The sequence below is a fragment of the Micromonospora sp. B9E7 genome (genome assembly GCF_039871815.1).
Classification (GTDB): Bacteria; Actinomycetota; Actinomycetes; order Mycobacteriales; family Micromonosporaceae; genus Micromonospora.
In genome coordinates, this window is the sequence record NZ_JBDPLX010000003.1 from 46,248 (window position 1) to 66,226 (window position 19,979).

The 19,979-nt window shown below is 72.7% G+C and carries 17 protein-coding genes; 8 read left to right on the forward strand and 9 right to left on the reverse strand.

What is annotated here, in order from left to right:
* The first annotated feature begins 28 nt into the window (after window positions 1-28).
* From ABGB10_RS05420 to ABGB10_RS05440, 5 genes are all read left to right on the forward strand, one after another.
* Window positions 29-1,753, forward strand: coding sequence for an alkaline phosphatase D family protein (locus ABGB10_RS05420; protein WP_347659746.1), 1,725 nt, complete (start codon window positions 29-31; stop codon window positions 1,751-1,753).
* Window positions 1,754-1,763: 10 nt separating this feature from the next.
* Window positions 1,764-2,204, forward strand: coding sequence for a MarR family transcriptional regulator (locus ABGB10_RS05425; protein ID WP_347659747.1), 441 nt, complete (start codon window positions 1,764-1,766; stop codon window positions 2,202-2,204).
* A 147-nt stretch (window positions 2,205-2,351) separates the two neighbouring features.
* Window positions 2,352-3,971, forward strand: a complete 1,620-nt coding sequence (locus ABGB10_RS05430) for an MDR family MFS transporter (RefSeq protein WP_347659748.1) — start codon at window positions 2,352-2,354, stop codon at window positions 3,969-3,971.
* 9 nt (window positions 3,972-3,980) lie between these two features.
* Window positions 3,981-4,475 carry a universal stress protein gene (locus ABGB10_RS05435; protein WP_278137909.1) on the forward strand — a complete coding sequence of 165 codons (495 nt, stop codon included), beginning with the start codon at window positions 3,981-3,983 and terminating at the stop codon, window positions 4,473-4,475.
* Between the two features lie 44 nt (window positions 4,476-4,519).
* Complete coding sequence (locus ABGB10_RS05440; RefSeq protein WP_347659749.1) at window positions 4,520-5,041, forward strand: DinB family protein; 522 nt, start codon at window positions 4,520-4,522, stop codon at window positions 5,039-5,041.
* 12 nt (window positions 5,042-5,053) lie between these two features.
* Here the strand turns inward: ABGB10_RS05440 and ABGB10_RS05445 are convergent, their stop codons facing one another.
* Window positions 5,054-6,028 (reverse strand): helix-turn-helix domain-containing protein, encoded by a 975-nt coding sequence (locus tag ABGB10_RS05445; RefSeq protein WP_347659750.1) that lies wholly within the window; start codon window positions 6,026-6,028, stop codon window positions 5,054-5,056.
* 76 nt (window positions 6,029-6,104) lie between these two features.
* Between ABGB10_RS05445 and ABGB10_RS05450 the strand changes: the two genes are divergently transcribed.
* The gene (locus ABGB10_RS05450; protein ID WP_347659751.1) at window positions 6,105-7,055 is read left to right on the forward strand and encodes a superoxide dismutase; all 951 of its coding nucleotides are present in this window, start codon (window positions 6,105-6,107) and stop codon (window positions 7,053-7,055) included.
* Between the two features lie 80 nt (window positions 7,056-7,135).
* Here the strand turns inward: ABGB10_RS05450 and ABGB10_RS05455 are convergent, their stop codons facing one another.
* From ABGB10_RS05455 to ABGB10_RS05465, 3 genes are all read right to left on the reverse strand, one after another.
* Entirely contained in the window at window positions 7,136-7,756 is a 621-nt protein-coding gene (locus tag ABGB10_RS05455; protein ID WP_347659752.1) for an HAD-IA family hydrolase, read from the reverse strand.
* Entirely contained in the window at window positions 7,756-11,370 is a 3,615-nt protein-coding gene (gene smc / locus ABGB10_RS05460; RefSeq protein ID WP_347659753.1) for a chromosome segregation protein SMC, read from the reverse strand. The genes ABGB10_RS05455 and smc overlap by 1 nt, the downstream gene beginning before the upstream one ends.
* Before the next feature lie 358 nt (window positions 11,371-11,728).
* Complete coding sequence (locus ABGB10_RS05465; RefSeq protein ID WP_007456482.1) at window positions 11,729-11,923, reverse strand: hypothetical protein; 195 nt, start codon at window positions 11,921-11,923, stop codon at window positions 11,729-11,731.
* Window positions 11,924-12,294: 371 nt separating this feature from the next.
* Between ABGB10_RS05465 and ABGB10_RS05470 the strand changes: the two genes are divergently transcribed.
* Together ABGB10_RS05470 and ABGB10_RS05475 are read left to right on the forward strand one after the other, a co-directional pair.
* The gene (locus ABGB10_RS05470; protein ID WP_347659754.1) at window positions 12,295-13,491 is read left to right on the forward strand and encodes a CAP domain-containing protein; all 1,197 of its coding nucleotides are present in this window, start codon (window positions 12,295-12,297) and stop codon (window positions 13,489-13,491) included.
* Between the two features lie 116 nt (window positions 13,492-13,607).
* Complete coding sequence (locus ABGB10_RS05475; RefSeq protein ID WP_347659755.1) at window positions 13,608-14,450, forward strand: endo alpha-1,4 polygalactosaminidase; 843 nt, start codon at window positions 13,608-13,610, stop codon at window positions 14,448-14,450.
* 47 nt (window positions 14,451-14,497) lie between these two features.
* Here the strand turns inward: ABGB10_RS05475 and ABGB10_RS05480 are convergent, their stop codons facing one another.
* From ABGB10_RS05480 to rpmF, 5 genes are all read right to left on the reverse strand, one after another.
* Window positions 14,498-16,717 carry an MMPL family transporter gene (locus ABGB10_RS05480; RefSeq protein ID WP_347659756.1) on the reverse strand — a complete coding sequence of 740 codons (2,220 nt, stop codon included), beginning with the start codon at window positions 16,715-16,717 and terminating at the stop codon, window positions 14,498-14,500.
* Between the two features lie 222 nt (window positions 16,718-16,939).
* Window positions 16,940-17,797 (reverse strand): bifunctional DNA-formamidopyrimidine glycosylase/DNA-(apurinic or apyrimidinic site) lyase, encoded by an 858-nt coding sequence (gene mutM, locus ABGB10_RS05485; RefSeq protein WP_347659757.1) that lies wholly within the window; start codon window positions 17,795-17,797, stop codon window positions 16,940-16,942.
* On the reverse strand, window positions 17,790-18,710 hold the full coding sequence (gene rnc, locus ABGB10_RS05490; protein ID WP_347659758.1) for a ribonuclease III: 921 nt from the start codon (window positions 18,708-18,710) through the stop codon (window positions 17,790-17,792). The genes mutM and rnc overlap by 8 nt, the downstream gene beginning before the upstream one ends.
* Window positions 18,707-19,693 carry a phosphate acyltransferase PlsX gene (locus tag ABGB10_RS05495; RefSeq protein WP_347659759.1) on the reverse strand — a complete coding sequence of 329 codons (987 nt, stop codon included), beginning with the start codon at window positions 19,691-19,693 and terminating at the stop codon, window positions 18,707-18,709. Before ABGB10_RS05495 ends, rnc begins: the two co-directional genes overlap by 4 nt.
* Before the next feature lie 111 nt (window positions 19,694-19,804).
* Window positions 19,805-19,978 (reverse strand): 50S ribosomal protein L32, encoded by a 174-nt coding sequence (gene rpmF, locus ABGB10_RS05500; protein WP_030335284.1) that lies wholly within the window; start codon window positions 19,976-19,978, stop codon window positions 19,805-19,807.
* Window position 19,979 lies beyond the last annotated feature (1 nt).

A 19,979-nucleotide genomic window follows, 5' to 3' on the forward strand; every position in this document is an offset into this window, starting at 1 on the left:
GCAGGAAACCGGCGGTAGGCTCGGCCGCATGCCCGCCGCCCACCTCCTCATCGGCCCACTCCTGCGGCGAGTGGTGGACACCCGAGCGACCATCTGGGTGGAGACCGCCGCGCCCGCCGTGGTCAGCGTCCGGACCGCGGGCGGCGCCACCGGCACCGCGCCCACCTTCTCGGCGTACGACCACCACTACGCGCTCGTGGTCGTGGAGGGGCTCACTCCGGACAGTGCGACCACCTACGAGGTGCTGGTCGACGACGAGGTGGTCTGGCCGGTGCCGAGCAGCGGCTTCCCGCCGAGCGTGATCCGCACGCGGGCCGCCGACGACCGGGACCAGCCGGTCAGCCTGATCTTCGGCTCGTGCCGGGAGACCACCCAGCACGCCACGACCCGCAAGCTGCCACCGGACGCACTGGACGCGTACGCCCGACGGTTGATGGCCGACCCGGAGTCGAACCCGCTTCCGGACCTGCTGGTGCTGCTCGGTGACCAGGTCTACGCCGACGTCACCTCACCCACGGTGCGCCGGTTGCTGCGTCGGCGGCGGCGGCGTCCGAAGGGCGCACCGGCCGACCAGGTGGTGAGCTTCGACGAGTACACCAAGCTCTACCTGGAGTCGTGGCGTGACCCGGAGATCCGCTGGCTGCTCTCCACCGTGCCGAGCGTGATGATCTTCGACGATCACGAGATCATCGACGACTGGAACACCTCGGCGGCGTGGCGAGCGGAGGTCCGCGCGCAGCCGTGGTGGCAGGAGCGGATCGGCAGCGGGCTGGCCTCGTACTGGGTCTACCAGCACCTGGGCAACCTCTCTCCGGACGAGGTCGTCGCCGACCCGGTCTTCGCGAAGGTCGCCGCCGCCGAGGACGCGACAGGTGTGCTGCGCGAGTTCGGGCACCGGGTCGACCAGGAGTCGGACGTGGCGCACGACACCGAGCGTTGGCGCGCGGTGCAGTACCAGTGGAGTTACGCACTGGACCTGGGCCGTACCCGCCTGGTCATGCTCGACAACCGGTGCAGTCGGGTGCTCGACCCGGGCGGCCGGGCGATGCTGCCGCCGGGCGAGTGGTCCTGGTTCCTGGACCAGGCGCACGGGGTCTACGACCACCTGGTGGTCGGCGCTTCGCTGCCCTGGTTGCTGCCGCAGGGCATCCACCACATCGAGGCGTGGAACGAGAAGCTGGCGGATTCGCCCCGCCCCTGGGTGGCGCGCGGGGCGGAGAAGCTGCGCCGCGCACTGGACCTGGAGCACTGGGCGGCGTTCCGGCGTTCCTTCGAGGGGCTCGCGGAGACGTTCGCCCGGATCGGCACCGGCACTCCGAGGGAGTCCGGCGCACGGGTCGGCGCCGGTCCGGCGTACGCCCCACCGGCGTCGATCAGTGTGCTCTCCGGGGATGTGCACCACTCGTACGTGGCCCGGGCCCGGTTCGGCGACCCGGCGGTGGTCACGCCCGTGCACCAGCTCACCTGTTCACCGATCCACAACCAGGTACCGGCTGGCATTCGTCCGCTGATGCGCCTGGGCTGGTCGGCTGGTCCGGCCGGTGCCACCCGGGCGCTGGCTCGCTCCGCCGGTGTGCGCCGGCCCGGGGTGCGGTGGCGCAAGCTGGCCGGGCCCTACTTCGGCAACGCGGTCGCCACCCTGACGCATCGGGGGCGCGGGGCCGACGTGGTCATCGAGGGCACCACGAAGGACGGGCACCTACGCACCGTGATGCGGCGTCGGCTGTCGGCCTCCCCGCCGACCTCGCCGTAGTCTCTACGCCGTGGACGAGCACCTGCCGGAACCGATCAGGGCGGTCGAGCACGAGTTGACCGCCCTGCTGCGTCGTGGGCGGGCGGTCTCCTGGGAGATCGCCCGCGAGGTGCACCCGAACCTGGAGCCGAACACCTACGGGTTGTTGCTCTGGTTGCGGCGTAGTGGGTCGATCCGGTTGACCGAGTTGGCGGCGCGGCTCGGTGTGGGCAAGGGGACGTTGAGTCGGCAGATCAACGCCCTGGAGGTCCTGGGCCTGGTCTACCGCGACCCCGATCCGAGTGATCGGCGGGCCGCGCAGATCAGCCTCACCGAGGAGGGGCAGCGTCGGTTCGACGTGGCCAGGTCTGCCCGGCTGGGCGAGTTCCTGCGCGCGCTGGACGGCTGGCCGGACCGGGACGTCGAGGAGTTCGCCCGGCTGCTCGGCCGGTTCAACGACTCCTGGCAGTAGGGCCACCGACCGGGGAATAGCACGGCGATCCGCCAAGTTGTTGCTTCAGGCAACCAAGGCATACGGTTGCTTCAGGCAACTCTCAGGCGGCCCGTGCGCACCAGCCCGCCGCTGTTCCACCTCGACTCCGCTCGGAGGCACCAAACGATGAGCCAGGCGACAGCGCCTCCCCAGGCGACCGCCGCGACCATGACCCACCGGCAGATCCTGGAGGCCCTCTCCGGCCTGCTGCTGGGCCTCTTCGTCGCGATTCTCTCCTCCACGGTCATCTCGAACGCGCTGCCGCGGATCATCACCGAACTGCACGGCGGCCAGTCCGCGTACACCTGGGTGGTCACCTCAGCCCTGCTCGCGACGACCGCGACCACCCCAATCTGGGGCAAACTGGCCGACCTGACCAGCAAGAAGACACTCGTCCAGCTCGCCCTGGGCATCTACGTGCTGGGCTCGATCCTGGCCGGCCTCGCCCAGGGCACCGGCGAGCTGATCGCCTGCCGCGTGCTGCAGGGCGTCGGCGCCGGCGGCCTCACCGCGCTGGCCCAGGTGATCATGGCAACGATGATCGCGCCGCGCGAGCGGGGCCGCTACAGCGGCTACCTCGGTGCCGTTATGGCCGTCGGCACCATCGGCGGCCCGCTGATCGGCGGCGTGATCGTGGACACCTCCTGGCTCGGCTGGCGCTGGTGCTTCTACGTGGGCGTGCCGTTCGCCGTCGTGGCGCTGATCGTGCTGCAGAAGACCCTGCACCTGCCCGTGGTCAAGCGGAAGGCCGAGATCGACTGGTGGGGCGCCACCCTGATCACCGCTGCCGTGTCGGTGCTGCTGATCTGGGTCTCGCTCGCCGGTGACCAGTTCGCCTGGGCGTCCTGGCAGACCGCCGCCATGGTCCTCGGCGCCCTGGTCCTCGGCGCCCTGGCGATCCGGGTCGAGACCCGGGCCGCCGAGCCGATGATCCCGCCGCGGCTGTTCCGCAACCGCACCATCACCCTCGCCGTCGTCGCCAGCATCGCGGTCGGCGTGGGCATGTTCGGCGCGTCGATCTTCCTGGGCCAGTACTTCCAGATCAGCCGCGGTCAGAGCCCGACCATGTCCGGCCTGATGACCCTGCCGATGATCCTCGGCCTGTTGGTCGCCTCCACCGTCGGTGGACGAATCATCACCAGGACCGGTCGCTGGAAGCGGTTCCTGGTGATCGGCTCGACGCTGCTCACCATCGGCTTCGCGCTGATGGGCACCCTCCGCGCGGACACCAGCTTCACCCTGCTCAGCGTCTACATGGTGCTGATCGGCGTCGGCCTGGGCCTGACCATGCAGAACCTGGTCCTCGCCGTGCAGAACACCGTCGGCCCGCACGAGCTCGGCGCGGCCAGCTCGGTGGTCGCCTTCTTCCGCAGCCTCGGCGGCGCGATCGGCGTATCCGCCCTCGGCGCGGTCCTCGCCCACAAGGTCAAGGACTACACCGCCGACGGGCTGGCCCAACTCGGCATCCCCGCCTCCAGCTCCGGGTCCGGGGGCGCCCTACCCGACGTGCACACCCTGCCCGGCCCGCTGCGGGCCGTGGTGGAGAGCGCGTACGGCCACGGCGCCGGTGACATCTTCCTGGCCGCCGCACCCTTCGCGTTGATCGCGTTGATCGCGGTGGCCTTCATCAAGGAGGTACCGCTGCGGCAGCACAACGGCGACCCGGTTTCGGCGGAGGTCGAGCGGGAATCGACACTCGCTGCCGGCGCTGGCGCGGCCGTGGTCCGTACCGGCGAGCAGAGGTGAGGTAGAACCATGGGCGTGGGAGCACCGGACCGCGAGGAGTACGGCCCCCGGACCCGACCGCTGCCCTTCGAACGGGGCACGGACGGCCCTCGGGTGATCATGGTGGGCATCGACGGCACCCGTACCTCCGAGCGGGCCGGCTCCTACGCCGCGGGTCTGGCCCGCCGGCAGGGCGCCGCCCTGGTGGTGGTCTTCGTCAGCTCGGCGAGCGGCCTGACCGCCCTGGTGCCCGGCATGGACGCCGGCGCGGTCCAGCGCACCCACGAGGAGCTGGCCGACGAGTTGCGCCGGGAGTGCCGGCGTGGGGCCGAGCAGTGGGGCATCCCGGTGACCTTCGTCTGCCGGCGCGGCGACGCGTACGGCGAGTTGTGCGCGGCGGCCGACGAGTTCCAGGCCGACATGGTGTTGGTGGGCGCTTCCGAGCAGGCCGGTCACCGGCTGGTCGGCTCGGTCGCCACCCGCCTGGTGCGCGCTGGTCGCTGGCCCGTCGTCGTGGTGCCCTGATAACCCGTCGCGACATGTCAGGTGTGCCGGGCAGGATGCGCGGCATGACGTGGACCGCACCGGAGATCACCCGGACCCCTGAACCGTACGTCGGCGACGAGCGCACCATGCTCGACGGCTGGCTCGACTACCACCGGCAGACCCTGCTGCTCAAGTGCTCCGGGCTGACCGAGGAGCAGTTGCGGACGCCGAGCGTGCCGCCCTCCGGGCTGACCCTGCTCGGCCTGGTCCGACACCTGGCCGAGGTGGAGGCCTGGTGGTTCCGGGAGAACTTCGCCGGCCAGCAGGTCGACTACCCGTACTACACCCCGGAGACGCCGGACGCCGACCACGACGTCAGCGACGCCGACGCCGAGGCCGACCTCGCCATCTTCCACCGGGAGGTGGCACTGGCCCGCGAGGCCGCCGCCGGCCACTCGCTCGACGAGACGTTCACCGAGGTCGGCGCGAAGAAACGCACCTTCAACCTGCGCTGGGTGTACGTGCACATGATCGAGGAGTACGCCCGCCACAACGGCCACGCCGACCTGCTCCGGGAACGCATCGACGGCGTCACCGGCGAGTGACCGGTCCACCCGTCAGTCTGGCCGCCCCGCCCGCAGCATGTGCTCGCCCAGCGGGGTCAGCGTGTGCACCACCGACGAACCGGCCCGATGGGTGGCGATCAGTCCGGCCCGGCGCAGGGTGCTGGTGTGCTCGCTGGCGGAGGCGATCGAGATGCCCACCGCTCGGGCCACCTGTGACGTGCTGAGGCCATCGACGACCGCTCCCAGCACCGCGGCCCGGCTCCGCCCGAGCAGGTTGGCGAGCGGCTGGCCGGTGGCCAGTTCCCGCCGGGCAGGCCGGATCGGGTAGCTCAGCACCAGCGGGCCGGTCGGGTCGTCGAGCACCGCAGGCTGGGGCACGAAGTACGAGGGCACCAGCGTGACACCCTTGCCGCCCGGCGAAAGACCGACGTCGCCACCGAAGGCGCACCGGTACGACAGCTCGTACGTGTCCCCCGTCGGCGTGAAGTGCAGATGAGGGCTGAGGCCACGGAGCACGCGGTCGAGCCCGGCGTCCACGATGGCTCGACCGCGTACCGCCCGGTCGGCGTGCACCGCCGCGACGATCGTCTCCCAGTACGCACCTATCGCGACGGCGTGGAACGCCTCCATCGCATCGAGTAGGCGGCGTACCGCAGCCGGTTCACCGGCGGCGAGCGGACCGACCCGGGGTGGTAGCTCGCCGGCCTCGATCCCGGGCCGTAGCTCCGCGGTGAGGGTCGCCGCGGGGGTTGCCGCGACCTCGGCCAGCGCTGGACCCAGCTCACTGCCGAAGCTGGGCGGGGTGAGAAAGTCCGGAAACCACCGCTCCTGGCGGCACAGGTCCAGGTAGGGCCACATGACCGGACGCAGTGCGGCCCGGGTGCGTGCCCGCCAGGCGACCAGGTGTTCCGGCACGGTGGTCTGGAACACCCGTTGCCCGGACGCTCCCAGCTCCAGCAGCACCGACGGCTCGGAGCGCAGCACGGTGCGGCTGAGGTCCGCCGCGCTCAGGTGCAGGGTCACCATGGCTCGACGCTAGCCACCTTTCGGCCAGGTATGAAAGGGGCTGGAGACTGGCCGGCGGTGCGGTGATCCTCTGCGGATGAAGAAGCTGCTCGCATCGACCACCGCCGGCCTGGCCGTGCTGACCGTCGCCGTGCCCACGCCGGCGCTCGCCGTCGGCTCGCGCCCCCACACGTACGTGGTCTCCCGGGAACCAGGGGTGCTGCCCGAGGGGATCGCGGTGGACCGGGACGGCACCCTCTACGTCTCCAGTGTCGGCACCGGTGCTGTCTACCGTGGTCATGTCCGCAACCGGGAGCTGCGACCATTCCTGCCCTCGGGGGCGGACGGGCGTACCCGGGCGGCCGGGTTGGACGTCGACCGGAAGGGCCGGCTCTTCGTCGCCGGCTGGGACACCGGCGCGCTGTTCGTCCACGCCCCGGACGGTGAGCTGCTGGCCCGCCGGACGGGACCGGGTGCCGCCCTCAACGACGTGGCGCTGACCGCCGACGCGGTCTACCTCACCGACTCGGCCACCGGCACGGTGTGGCGGGCAACGCTGAACGGCCCGGAGGTCGGAAACCTCGTACGGTGGCTCACCGCCGCCGACTTCCCGGTCGCGCCGGGCTTCCTCAACGGCATCGTCGTCACCGACGGCGGACGGATCGCGCTCGTGGCCGACCAGGGCAGTGGCCAGCCCGGCACCGAGCGGCTGTGGCGGGTCGACCTGGTCGAGCGGACGGCGACGGCCGTCGAGGTGGTCGACGGACAGATGGGCGCCGACGGGCTGCTGCTGGAGGGCGACAGGCTCTACGGGGTGGTGAACTTCCCCGACGGCGCCGGCGGCTGGGCCTTCGCGGTGAATCTGGCGATGCTGGACGCCGATCGGCGAACCGCCCGGGTGGTACGGCAGTCGCGCCCCGCCGACCTGTCGCAGTCACCGACCACCGTCGTCCGCGACGCCGGTCGCCTGCTCTGGGTGAACAGCCAGCTCAACGCGCCCACCCCGGCACCACCCTTCACTGTCACCCAGGTCCCCGGCCTGCGCTGACCCGCCCCGACGCGCCGACGTGGCGGCGTCACCATGAATGGGTCACCGCCACATCGACGACCGCGCCGAGGTCACCCCGCTCAGTAGTCCAGGGCGGCCCGCAGGTAGCGGAGGTCGGCGTGACCGCCCCAGCGGTGCGCCGACAGCCCGGCGGCGCGGGCACCCCGCACGGCCCAGTCCTCGTCGTCGACGAAGAGCACCCGGGCCGGTGGGGTGGCCAGCGCCCGGCAGGCGCCCTCGAAGTACTCCGGGGCGGGCTTGTGCACGCCCAACGTCGACGAGTTGACCACCACGTCGAACTCACCGGCCAGGCCGAGGGCGGCCAGGTCGGCGTCGAGCAGGTCGGTGGCGTTGGTGCCCAGGCCGACCTTGATGCCGGCCGTGCGCGCCTCCCGGACGAAGTCGAGCACCTCGGTGTCCACCTCGCCCCGGTAGCGCTGCCACTGCTCCACCGCCGCCCGGGCACGGTCCGGGCCGCCGGCCGGCTCGGCCAGGGCGTCGGCCACGCTGTCCACCCACTGGGCGTGACTGACCTGGCCGGTGAGCACCGGCCGGAGCCGGCCCCACTGCATGGCGATCTCGAGAAGAACCCCGTCGGCGAGGCCGTACTCCCGCTCCACCCCGGCGGCCACCGCCGGGTCGAACCGGCGCAGGACGCCGTCCAGATCCAGCAGGAGCGCCGTCGCGCGTTCCCGAGCCACTACCCGTTCTCCTCGCCGCGGCCGTGCCGCTCGTCGTCCTCGTCGGCCCGGTTGAGCCGTTGGCTGATCACCTGGGTGACCCCGCTGCGCATGGTCACCCCGTAGAGCGCGTCAGCGATCTCCATCGTCCGCTTCTGGTGCGTGATGACGATCAGCTGGCTCTTCTCCCGCAACTGTGCCATCAACGTGATCAACCGGCCCAGGTTGACGTCGTCCAGGGCCGCTTCCACCTCGTCCATGATGTAGAACGGGCTGGGCCGGGCACGGAAGATCGCCACCAGCATGGCCACCGCGGTCAGCGACCGCTCGCCACCGGAGAGCAGCGACAGCCGCTTGATCTTCTTGCCCGGTGGGCGGGCCTCCACCTCGACGCCTGTGGTGAGCAGGTCCTCCGGCTCGGTGAGGATCAGCCGCCCCTCGCCGCCGGGGAAGAGCACGTTGAACACCTGCTCGAACTCCCGGGCAGTGTCCTCGAACGCGCTGGCGAAGACCTCCAGGATCCGCTCGTCCACGTCCTTGACCACGGTGAGCAGGTCCCGGCGGGTGGCCTTGAGGTCTTCCAACTGCTCGGAGAGGAACTTGTAACGCTCCTCCAGCGCGGCGAACTCCTCCAGCGCGAGCGGGTTGACCTTGCCGAGCAGGGTCAGCTCCCGTTCCGCCTTGGCGGCCCGCTTCTCCTGCACCGGCCGCTCGTAACGGACCGGCTCGGGCACCGGCAGGCCGTCGCGTTCGGCCGTGGCGATGTCGACAGGGGTCGGCGGGACCGGCTGCGTCGGGCCGTACTCGGCGACAAGCGTCTCCACGTCCAACCCGAAGTCCTCGGCGGCCTTCGCCTCCAACTGCTCGATGCGCAGCCGTTGCTCCGCGCGGGCGACCTCGTCGCGGTGCACCTGGCTGGTCAGCCGCTCCAGCTCCGCGCCGAGTCGCTTGGCCGCGCCGCGTACCTCCTGGAGCTCCGCCTCGCGGGCGGCGCGTTCCCGGGCGACCGCGTCGCGGTGCTCTTCGGCCGTCGCGATGGAGGTGGTGAGTCGGGTGAGCGCCTCCCGGGCACCGCCGGCGACGGCTCGGGCGATGCCCGCGCCCCGGGTGCGGGCGGCCCGCCGGGCCGCGGCGCGTTCCCGGGCGGCCCGCTCGGCGGTGGCCTGCCGGGCCAGCGAGTCGGCCCGGCCCGCGATCGAGGAGACCCGCTCCTCGGCGGTACGGACCGCGAGCCGGACCTCCATCTCGTTCTGCCGGGCCTGCGGCACCATGGCCGCGAGTTGGTCCCGCTCCTCGGTGGAGGGCTCCGCGTCGACCGGCGTCTCCTCGGCCAGTCGCAGCCGCTCCTCCAGCTCGTCGAGCGCGGTGAGATCCCGCTGTCGGGCGGCCTCGGCGCGGGACCGGGACTCGCCCAGCCGGTCGGTCTCCGCCTTCGCCGAGCGGGCCGCCGCGCCCAGCTCGGCCAGCCGGCGGGCGGCGGCGTTGCGGTGACTCTCCGCCTCCCGCTTCTCGGCGGCGGCGTGCTGCACGGCCTCCTTGGCGGCAGTCACCTCGGCGCGCGCTTCGACGAGTTGGTCCCGCAGTTCCGCGCCGGCGCGCTCGGCGGTCAGTCGGTTGGCGCGAGCCTCCTCGACGGCCGCCTGCACCTCGATGTAGCTGGGGGCCTTGGCCGACCCGCCAGCCGCCGCGTACGCCCCGACCACGTCACCGTCCGGGGTGACCGCCCGCAACTCGGGGTTGCTGGCGACCAGGTCGGCGGCGGCGGCGAGATCGTCGACGAGCGCCACGTCCCGCAGTGCCCGGTGCACCGCCGGACGCAGCTCCGCGCTGCACTCCACCAGGTCGGGGGCCCAGCGGGCGCCGTCGGGCAGCTTCGGGCGCAGCGCGTCGGCGGAGCCGGTCATGCCCGGGCCCGCCGGGCTCCCGACGAGCAGGCCGGCCCGACCGGCGTCGGAGATCTTCAGCAGCCGCATCGCCTCGACGGCCTCGTCCACCCCGCTGACGGCGACCGCGTCGGCGAGGCCGCCGAGCGCGGCGGCCAGCGCGGCCTCGTGGCCCGGCGCGACGGTGAGCAGCCCGGCGAGGCTGCCGAGCAGGCCGGGTACGTCGTCGGCGCGGGCGAGCAGCGCGCCCGCGCCGTCCTTGCGCCGCAGCCCGAGCGCCAGCGCCTCCTCGCGGGCCTTCCAGGTGGCGGCGTCCTTCTCCGCCGCCCGCTCGGAGTCGGCCAGTGAGCGTACGGTCGCCTGCGCCCGCTCCTGCACGGCGACCGCCTCGGCGTGCCGGGCGTCCAGGTCCGCGTTGTCCCGGTCGGCCTCGGTGGACTGGGCGGCGACCGCGTCCAGGTCGGCCTGCGCCTGCTCGGCGCGGCCCAGCGCGTCGGCGTGCGCGACCGCGAGTCGTTCGATCTCCTCGCCGGCGCTGGTGGTGCGGGCGCGGGCCGAGTTGACCTGGCCGGTGAGCTTGGCCATCCCCTCCCGCCGGTCGGCGATGGCCTTGGCGGCGGCGACCAGCTCCCGTTCGGCGGCGGCGAGCTGCCGTTCCAGCTCCTGGCGGTGCTCGACCGCCTCGGCCAGCCGGATCTGGTCGTCGGTGAGCGCCGCGCGCAGTTCCTCCTCCTGCTCGCGGACCCGTTCGGCCTCGGCCTCCAGTTGGTCCGGGTCGCGGCCGGGCCGCTCGTCGTCGCCGCTGGCGCTGAGGTGGCGCAGCCGTTCCCGGGCCAACTGCTCGATCGAGCGGAAGCGTTCCTGGAGGGCGGACAGCTTGTACCAGGTGTCCTGTGCGGCGGCGAGCAGCGGCGCGTCCTCCGCGAGGGCGGCCTCCAGCTCGCCGAGTCGGCCCTGCACCTCGACGTGCTCGCCCTCGATCTGCTCGCGCCGCTCGCGCAGCGCGGTCTCGTCGGCGATCTCCCGGTCGAGGGTGGTGCGCAGGGTGGCCAGGTCGTCGGCGAGCAGGCGCAGGCGGGCGTCGCGCAGGTTGGCCTGGATGGCGGCGGCGCGACGGGCCACCTCGGCCTGCCGGCCCAGTGGCTTGAGCTGGCGGCGCAGCTCGGCGGTGAGGTCGGTGAGGCGGTTGAGGTTGGTCTGCATCGCGTCGAGCTTGCGCAGGGCCTTTTCCTTGCGCTTGCGGTGCTTGAGGACGCCGGCCGCCTCCTCGATGAACGCCCGGCGGTCCTCCGGCTTGGCGTGCAGCATGCCGTCGAGTCGGCCCTGCCCGACGATGATGTGCATCTCCCGGCCGATGCCGGAGTCGGACAGCAGCTCCTGGATGTCGAGCAACCGGCAGGAGTTGCCGTTGATCTCGTACTCGCTCTCACCGGAGCGGAACATCCGGCGGGTGATGGAGACCTCGGTGTACTCGATCGGCAACGCGCCGTCGGTGTTGTCGATGGTGAGGGTGACCTCGGCGCGACCCAGTGGTGCCCGGCCGGAGGTGCCGGCGAAGATGACGTCCTCCATCTTGCCGCCGCGCAGCGCCTTGGCGCCCTGCTCGCCGAGGACCCAGGCGATGGCGTCGACGACGTTGGACTTGCCGGAGCCGTTCGGGCCCACCACACAGGTGATCCCGGGCTCCAGCTTCAACGTCGTCGCGGAGGCGAAGGACTTGAACCCCTTCACCGTCAGGCTCTTGAGATACACCTTCTCGATCCTCGTCCGGTGGCCGCCGTACCGTCGCCGGCTCTGGGGACCTGGGTGAACTCGCAGACTAACCCGGTGGTGGAAGCGGGTCGGCACGCGACCCGCCCCGGGTCGGGTACGTCGAGGGTGCGAGGCGCGCACGCGCTGTTGTTCTGGCGGCCGCGACAATGGCGAGAGCGGTTCATGATCGGCTTATCCGCCGGTGCGCTATTCGGATGCGGCCGGGACGGTTCCCGCGCGACCGATCGCAAGATCATGAATAGTCGGCCCGAAAAGGATCGGACAGCGTTGCGCGCCGGCACAGACGTGTCGGCGCGCTTTTCGGCGATGGTGCGATTCAGTTTTGTCGACGCGGAGATCAGGTCAGCGCCGGCTCGGCCAGACGGAGCAGATCGTCCGCCTCCGCCGCAGCCGCCGCGAGCCGATCGTTGTCGGCACGCAGACGCGTGATCTCGAACTCCAGTGCCTGCACCCTGGCACGCAGCCGGGTGACCTCGTCGAGCAGACGCCGGTCGGGCGCTGCGCCTACGTGGCCGTAGAGGGCCTTCGCCATGCTGACTCCTTGATATGCGCTGCCGGAAAGGCCGGCCAACGCGCGCCCATTTGTACGCGGCTGTCATTCCAGCTGTATCTGGGCATGACCGGGCGCGACTGGCGACACCTATATATTGAGCCGCAAACCCCTCCTTCGTCAAGTTCTCGCAGGCCGTAGATCATCTCCACGTCGACCTGTCCACTTGTCGGGGGGCTGCCTTCAAGGCACGGACACGCTCTGTCCGGACACCTTTACTGTACGCCCGGATTCCCGGAAGTCCGCCCCTTGGCGTCCGACTTCCCCTTAACTCTTCCTTAGCCACGTTGCCGCAGGTCGCGGGCGCGCCGTAGCGTCACCCCGGCCCGCAACCGACCCCTGGAGGCATAGGCGTGTACGGCTGGACCGACCCGATGGACCCGAACGGCGCCCCCCGGCGCGCCGAGCGGCCGACCGACGAGCCGGCCTGGCTGCACGACCGCCCGGAGCCCCGCTCGGCCTACCTGTTCGGCGACGACACCGATCAGCCCGACGACGAGTGGCACCCGCAGCAGCCCGCCGACGACTGGCAGTCGGGCCGGCCGACGGCCACCGGCTCGGCCGACGCTCCCACCGCCGCCTGGCCGGCCCACCACCCGGGCGGCGACAGCGGCCACTGGGACGACAGCCGCCCGACCGAGAACCCCACCGGCGGCTGGCACGCCGACGGTGACCCCGCGAACACCAGCGGTTGGCACGGCGACACCGACCCCACCACCACCGGCGGCTGGCGCACCGACACCGACCCGGGGACGACCGAGGGTTGGCGCACCGAGGCTGGCGCGACCGGCCGACCCGGCGAGGGACGTCACCGCTCCCCGCGCCGCTGGCGCAAGCCGCTGATGATCGGCGGAGCCGCCGCGGCGGCCACCCTGGTGGTGAGCTTCGGCGTCGGCGCGCTGGCGATGCCCGGTGGTGGCGACGGGGCCGACCAGCCGGTCGCGGTCGACGACACCTTCGCCGCGTCGCAGGCCCCGACCGAGCCGCCGGCCATCGACACCCTGGCCGCACCCTCCCCGTCCGCCGCGCCCAGCTCGGCGCAGCCGAGCCCCTCGCCGAGCAAGGTCGTCAAGCCGACCCCCGCGCAGTCGCGGACCACCGCCGCCTCGCGCCGCGCGCGCAGCACCGCGCCGAGCACGACCAACGGTTCGGGCTCCGGCGGCACCGTCAGCTCGCAGGCCCGCGAGGTGGTGGACCTGGTCAACGCCGAGCGGGCCAAGGCCGGCTGCAAGGCGCTGAGCATCGACGACAAGCTGATGACCGCCGCGCAGAAGCACAGCCAGGACCAGGCCGACCACCAGAACATGTCGCACACCGGCAGCGACGGCAGCAACGCCGGCGTCCGGCTGGACCGGGTCGGCTACGCGTGGCGCACGTACGGCGAGAACGTGGCCTGGAACCAGAAGACCCCGACCTCGGTGATGGACGCCTGGATGAACAGCTCCGGCCACAAGGCCAACATCCTGAACTGCGCGTTCACCGAGATCGGCGTCGGCATCGCCAACAGCAACGGACCGTACTGGACGCAGGTCTTCGCCGCACCGCGCTGACCGCGCGTCGTCCGTGCCCCCGCGCTCGTTTGACCCGGTGAGGTACGTCGGGCCGAGCGTGGGCCCGGCGTGCCGGTGAGGGCGGCGACGGGCCGCCCGGAACCCGGGAGCTGCCGATGCGGATCCGGCCACGACGACGCGCCGCCGTACGCCCACTGCACCGCGTCGTGTCGGCAGGTGTCGCGCTGCTTCTGGTCGTACCGGCGTACGGGTGCCGCCCGGCGCTGACTCCGCCCGGCGCGCCCACCGCGTGGCCGGCCGCGCAGTCCCGCCACTGGCAGTGGCAGTGGCAGCTCACCGGCCCGCTCGACCCGACGGTGCAGGCGGACGTCTTCCTGCTCGACCCGGTGGCCACCACTACCGCGCAGACGACCGAGCTGCGCTCCCGGGACCGCCGGTTGATCTGCCAGGTGCACGTCGGGTCGGTCCGCTCCGCCGATCCGGACGCCAGCCGGTTCCCGGACGTCGTGCAGGGCTCGACCGGACCTCGGCCGGACAGCCGGTGGCTGGACGTCCGGGGTTGGGACGCTCTCGAACCGGTGCTGGCCGACCGGTTCCGGCTGTGCCGGGGCAAGGGCTTCGGCGCGGTCGCGCTCGCCGACGCCGACGGGTACGCGTTCCGCACCGGCTTCCCACTCGACTTCGACGACCAACTGCTGTTCAACCGCCGGCTGGCCGAGTTGGCCCGCTCGCTGAGCCTCTCCCCCGGGCTGGTCAACGACGTGCCGCAGCTCGCCGCGCTGGCCCCGGACTTCGACTTCGTGGTCAACGAGGAGTGCGTGCGGCTCGCCCAGTGCGCCAAGCTGCTGCCGTTCGCCGACGCCGGCAAGCCGGTCTTCCACGTGGAGTACGCCGGCTCGACCGACGAGTTCTGCGTGACCACCGTCGGCTACGGCTTCGCGTCGATCCGGAAGGACCGCGCGTTGGACGCGTCACGGGAGGCCTGCCCCCTGCCCTGACAGACGACGGGCCGGGCCGCGGTCGCGGCCCGGCCACAGCGCCTGGTTCAGGGCACCGGCACCAGCTCCGGGGTGGGAGCCGGAGGATCGGCCGGCGCGGGCGCCGGGCGCGGGCGCAGGAAGCGCGGGGCCCACCAGTTGGCGTCGCCCAGCATGGTCATCAACGCCGGCAGCACCACTCCCCGGATGATCGTGGCATCCAGCAGGATCGCCGCCGCGAGGCCGATGCCGAGCTGTTTCATGTCGATCGTGCTCAGCGTGGCGAAGATCGAGAAGACCCCGACCATCACGATCGCCGCGCTGGTCACCACCCCGGCCGACGAGGTGATCCCGTAGGACACGGCGTCACGGTTGGGCATGCCGGACCGGATCGCCTCGCGGATCCGGCTGACCACGAAGACGTGGTAGTCCATCGAGAGGCCGAAGAGCACCACGAAGAGGAACAGCGGCAACCAGGACACGATGGCGCCCATCGACGTGAAGCCGAGCAGTCCCTCGGCCCACTCGCCCTGGAAGACCAACACCAGCAGCCCGTACGCGGCGCCGGCGGAGAGCAGGTTCAGTGCGATCGAGCTCACCGCGACCACCACCGACCGGAAGGTGAACACCATGACCAGGAAGGTCAGCACCAGCACGAAGCCCATGACCAGTGGCAACTTGTCCCGGACGTGGGCCGCGTAGTCCTCGCTGTCGGCGACGCTGCCGCCGACCGCGTACTCGATGCCCGGGATGCCCCGCAACTCGGCCGGGACCAGGTCTTCGCGCAGCTTCTCCAGCGACCGCACCGACCGGTCGTCCCGGCTGGCGTACGGGGTGGCGACGTCCAGCACCGACACCCGCCGGTCGGCCGACACCTCGATCTTCGGGCCGTCCGCCTCGACCGGGGCGAACAGCGGATCGCCGGCCGCACGGGTGGACAGGTCGGTGAGGGCGGCGCGTACCTGGTCGGCCTGCTCGGCCGGTGCCCGCACGGCCACCACGTGATTGGTGCCGGTGCTCGGGAAGGCGGCGGTGAGCCGGTCGTACGCCTGCATCGCCGGCGTGGTGCGGGGCAGGTCCTCCATGCCGGGGAACTTCAGCTTCATGCCGAGGGCCGGCGCGGCCAGCGCGAGCAGCAGCCCGACCGAGATGACAAGCGTCGCCACCGGCGCGCGCAGCGCCGGCCGGAGCACCGCGGGCCAGAGCCGGGGTGCGCGGGGCTGGCCGTGCCGGCCGGTGCGCGGCGCGGTCAGCCGCCAGAGCAGCGGCACCCGGGGCCGGTCGACCCAACGGCCGAGCCTGGCCAGCAGGGCGGGCAGCACGGTCAGCGAACCGGTCACCGCGACGGCGACGACCAGGATCGAGCCGACCGCGAGGGACGAGAAGACCACGTCACCGGCGAGCAGCAGCCCGGCCATCGAGATCATCACCGCCAGGCCGGAGACCACCACGGCGTGGCCGGACGTCTCCGCCGCGATCTCCACGGCGTCGAGGCCGGAACGGCCCTTGGCGCGTTCCTCCCGCTCCCGACGGATGTAGAACAGCGAGTAGTCGACCCCGACCGCCATACCGATCAGCAGGATCACCGGAGCCGTGGTGTCGGTCGCCGGCACCAGGTGCGAGGCGAGGGTGGACAGACCCATCGCGGCGGCGACCGACGAGAGCGCCAGCAGCACCGGCACACTGGCCGCGATCAGCGCCCCGAACGCGATGATCAGGATCGCCAGGGTGACCGGCAGGCTGAGCAGCTCGGCCCGCTTGAAGTCCTTGCCCAGGGTGTCGTCGAGGGCCTGGCCGATCGACGGCCCGCCGACCTGTTCCACGCGCAGCTGCGGATGGGCGGCCTGCACGGAGGCGGTGGCGTCGCGCAACGGCTGCACCCGCTCCGAGGCCGTCTCCGGGTCACCGGACATGGTGATCGGCACCAGCAACGCCGAGCCGTCCCGGGCGGTGACCGGCTGACCCACCTCGGCCACCCCGACGACCGTACGCAGCCGGGCCGCCGCGTCGTCGGCGGCGGCCGTGGCCGCGGCCTGGTCCAGCGCACCACCCCGTGAGGTGATCAGGACGTTGTCCACGGCTGGGTCGTCGAAGTTGGCGCCGTCCACGATCAGGCTGGCCCGCCCCGCCTCGCCGATGGCCTGGTCACCGCTGGTGGCCTCGTTGAGGCCGGCGGCGTTGCCGCCGACGAAGCACACCGCCACGAACACCGCCCACAACGCGATCGCCCGCCACGGATGCTCGGCGCTCCACCGCGCCAGCCGCACCGTCACCGGTCTTCCCCGCATCTCGAATCCCCCTGTCACGTCAGCCCCCAGTCATCCGGTGCTGACGCTAGGGGCGTGACGAGGCGGTCACATCGGGGATCGGCCCCGGTCCACCCCGGAAACCCCGGGTGGGCCGGCGGGGGTGGTGCGGCGGGCATCAGCCCACGAATCGGACGTACGCCGGGGTCCAGCCCGGAGCGGCCCGCCGCGACCCGCCGACGCCGCCCCGGAGTCGACTCCGGGTCATCCCCGAAGGGAACCCCGGGGCCGCGGCTGGCAGCGCGGGCAGCTGTACGAGGACCGGTTCATGAACGCCTCGCGGCGGATCGGCGCGCCGCACCGACGGCACGGCTCGCCCTCGCGGCCGTACGCGTTCAGCGCCCGGTCGAAGTAGCCGCTCTCCCCGTTGACGTTGACGTAGAGGGCGTCGAAGCTGGTGCCGCCCTCCCTGATCGCCTCGCCGAGCACGTCGCGGACATGGCCGAGCAGGCGCAGCGCGGCCGGGCCGGTCAACGCGTCGGTGGGTCGGCCGCCGTGCAGCTGGGCACGCCAGAGTGCCTCGTCGGCGTAGATGTTGCCCACCCCGGAGATCAGGGTCTGGTCGAGCAGGGCCCGCTTCACCTCGGTGTGCCGGCGGCGCAACGCGGCGACGAACCCCGCGTCGGAGAACTCCGGGTCGATCGGGTCACGGGCGATGTGTGCGATCTCGTCGGGCAACTCGGCGCCGCCCTCGCTCACCGAGAGCCCGCCGAACGTGCGTTGGTCGACGAAACGCAGCTCCGGCCCGTCGTCGGCGAACCGGAACCGGACCCGCAGATGGGTCTCGTCGGTGGCGCCGGACGGCTGGAGCAGCATCTGACCGGACATGCCGAGGTGACCGATGATCGCGTCGCCGCTGTCCAGTGGCAGCCACAGGTACTTACCGCGACGGCGGGCGTCGAGCACGGTCCGACCAGCGAGCACGTCGGCGAAGTGCACGTCACCGGGCACGTGCCGGCGGACCGCACGCGGGTGCCGGACCTCGACCGAGACGATCCGGCGGCCGACGACCCACTGGGCCAGCCCCTGCCGGACGGTCTCGACCTCGGGCAGCTCAGGCACGCCGCGACCCCGTCTCGTGGCCGTCGGCACCCCCGGCCGGCAGAGCCTGCGCCAGGTGGTCGGCCTGCTCGGCCTCGGCGGCGCGCTCGGCGCGTTCCAGCGGCCCGAACGGCTCGTCGCTGGTCTGCCCGCTCTGGCCGTTCTGGCCGGCACCGCTGTTCTCGCCGGCACCGCCGTTCTGGCCGTCGCCGCCGTCCTGGTCGTTCTGCTCGGCGAGCGTCCGCCAGGCCGCCTCGGCGGCGCGCTGCTCGGCCTCCTTCTTGCTGCGCCCCTCGGCACCGCCGTACCGGTTGCCGGCCACCACCACCCACGCCGTGAACGTCTTGAGATGGTCCGGGCCGGTGCCCTCGATCCGGTACTCCGGAACGCCGAGCCCGAGCGCCGCCGTCAGCTCCTGCAGGCTGGTCTTCCAGTCCAGGGCGGCGCCCCGACCGGCCGACTCGGCCATCAACGGGTCGAAGAGCCGATGGATGACGATGCCCGTGGTGTCCAGCCCGTACTGGAGGTAGATCGCGCCGAGCAGGGCCTCCAGCGTGTCGGCGAGGATGCTCGCCTTGTCCCGACCGCCGGTGGTCTCCTCGCCCTTGCCGAGCAGCAGGTACGCGCCGAGGCCGTCCGGGCCCAGACCACGGGCCACGTCGGCGAGCGCCCTCATGTTGACCACGCTGGCGCGCAACTTGGCCAGCTGACCCTCGGGCAGGTCCGGGTGGTTGTGGAACAGCGCCGTGGTGATCACCACGCCGAGCACCGAGTCGCCGAGGAACTCCAGCCGCTCGTTGGTGGGCAGCCCACCGTTCTCGTACGCGTACGAGCGGTGGGTCAGCGCGCGCTGGAGCAGCTCGGGTTCGAGGCTCACGCCGAAGGCGGCTTCCAGGTGACCGACGGACGCCCGCCGCCTCTTGTCGTTGCTCATGATGTGCGTACCTCGGTGTCGGTGGAACGGTTGGTGCGATCCGTCGCGGCGTCGCCGTCGAGCAACGCGGAGACCAGATCGGTGGCGCGCCGCCGCCACAGGTGAGCGGCGAGGGCGATGCCGGAGGCGACGTCGGCGACGCGCGCGGAACCGTGGCAGACGACCACCGTCCCGGCCACGCCCAGCAGGGCGGCAGCGCGGGGGGCGCCACCCTCGGCGGGAGGGCCGCCAGCCATGGCGTACGCACCCTCGATGGCCTTGAGCAGCACGTTACCGGTGAAGCCGTCGGTGACCACCACATCGGCGCGCGCGCCGAGGGTCACGTCGTACCCCTCGACCAGGCCGACGTAGCGCGCCCCGCCGGGGAGCGGCTCGACGGCGAGCAACGGGTCGGTGGCCCGCCGGACCCGGTCGCCCTTGCCGGCCTCGGTGCCCACCGACAGCAGCCCGACCCGGGGCGCGGCGATCGAGTGGGCCACCGCGGCGTACGCGGCGCCGAGCACGGCGTGGCGGGCGAGAGTGGCCGGGCGGGGCTCCAGGGAGCCGCCGACGTCGAGCAGGACGACCGGCCCGGCCACGGCGGGCAGGGTGGCGACCAGGGCGGGTTGGCGGATCTCCGGCCAACGGCCGAGGCCGAGAACGGCGGCGGTGACGGTGGCACCGGTGGCACCGGCGGACACCAGGGCGTCGGCGGTGCCGTCGCGGACGGCGGTGACCGCGGCGCGGACGGTGCTCTCCGCGCGGGCGGCGCTGGGATGGTCGGCCATGCCGACGACGTCGCGAACGGGCCGCACCGCGATCCGGGCGCGTTGCGCCGGGTCGAGGGCAGCGATCAACTCGTCGGCGACCTCGGTCGGGCCGACGAGAAGCAGGTGCAGGTCAGGGTCGGCGCGCATGGCCCGCAGAGCGCCGTCAACCACGACGGCGGGAGCGTCGTCCCCGCCGAGGAGGTCAACGGCGATCCGCGCGGTGCCCGGCTCCACGGGAACGCCGGCCGGAGTCGGTCGGGCGTCGGAGGGAGCCGGGGCACCGGGCGAATGCCAGGATGCGCGCGCCGCCCGACCTGAGGTCGGGGGCGTCACTGGGCGTCCAGGTCAGACCTCGAGAACCTGGCGGCCGTTGTAGGTGCCGCAGACGGAGCAGGCGGCGTGCGGCAGCTTCGGGGACTTGCACTGCGGGCACGCAACGGTCGCGACCACGGTCGCCTTCCAGTTCGCCCGGCGGGACCGGGTGTTGCTGCGCGACATCTTGCGCTTCGGGACGGCCACG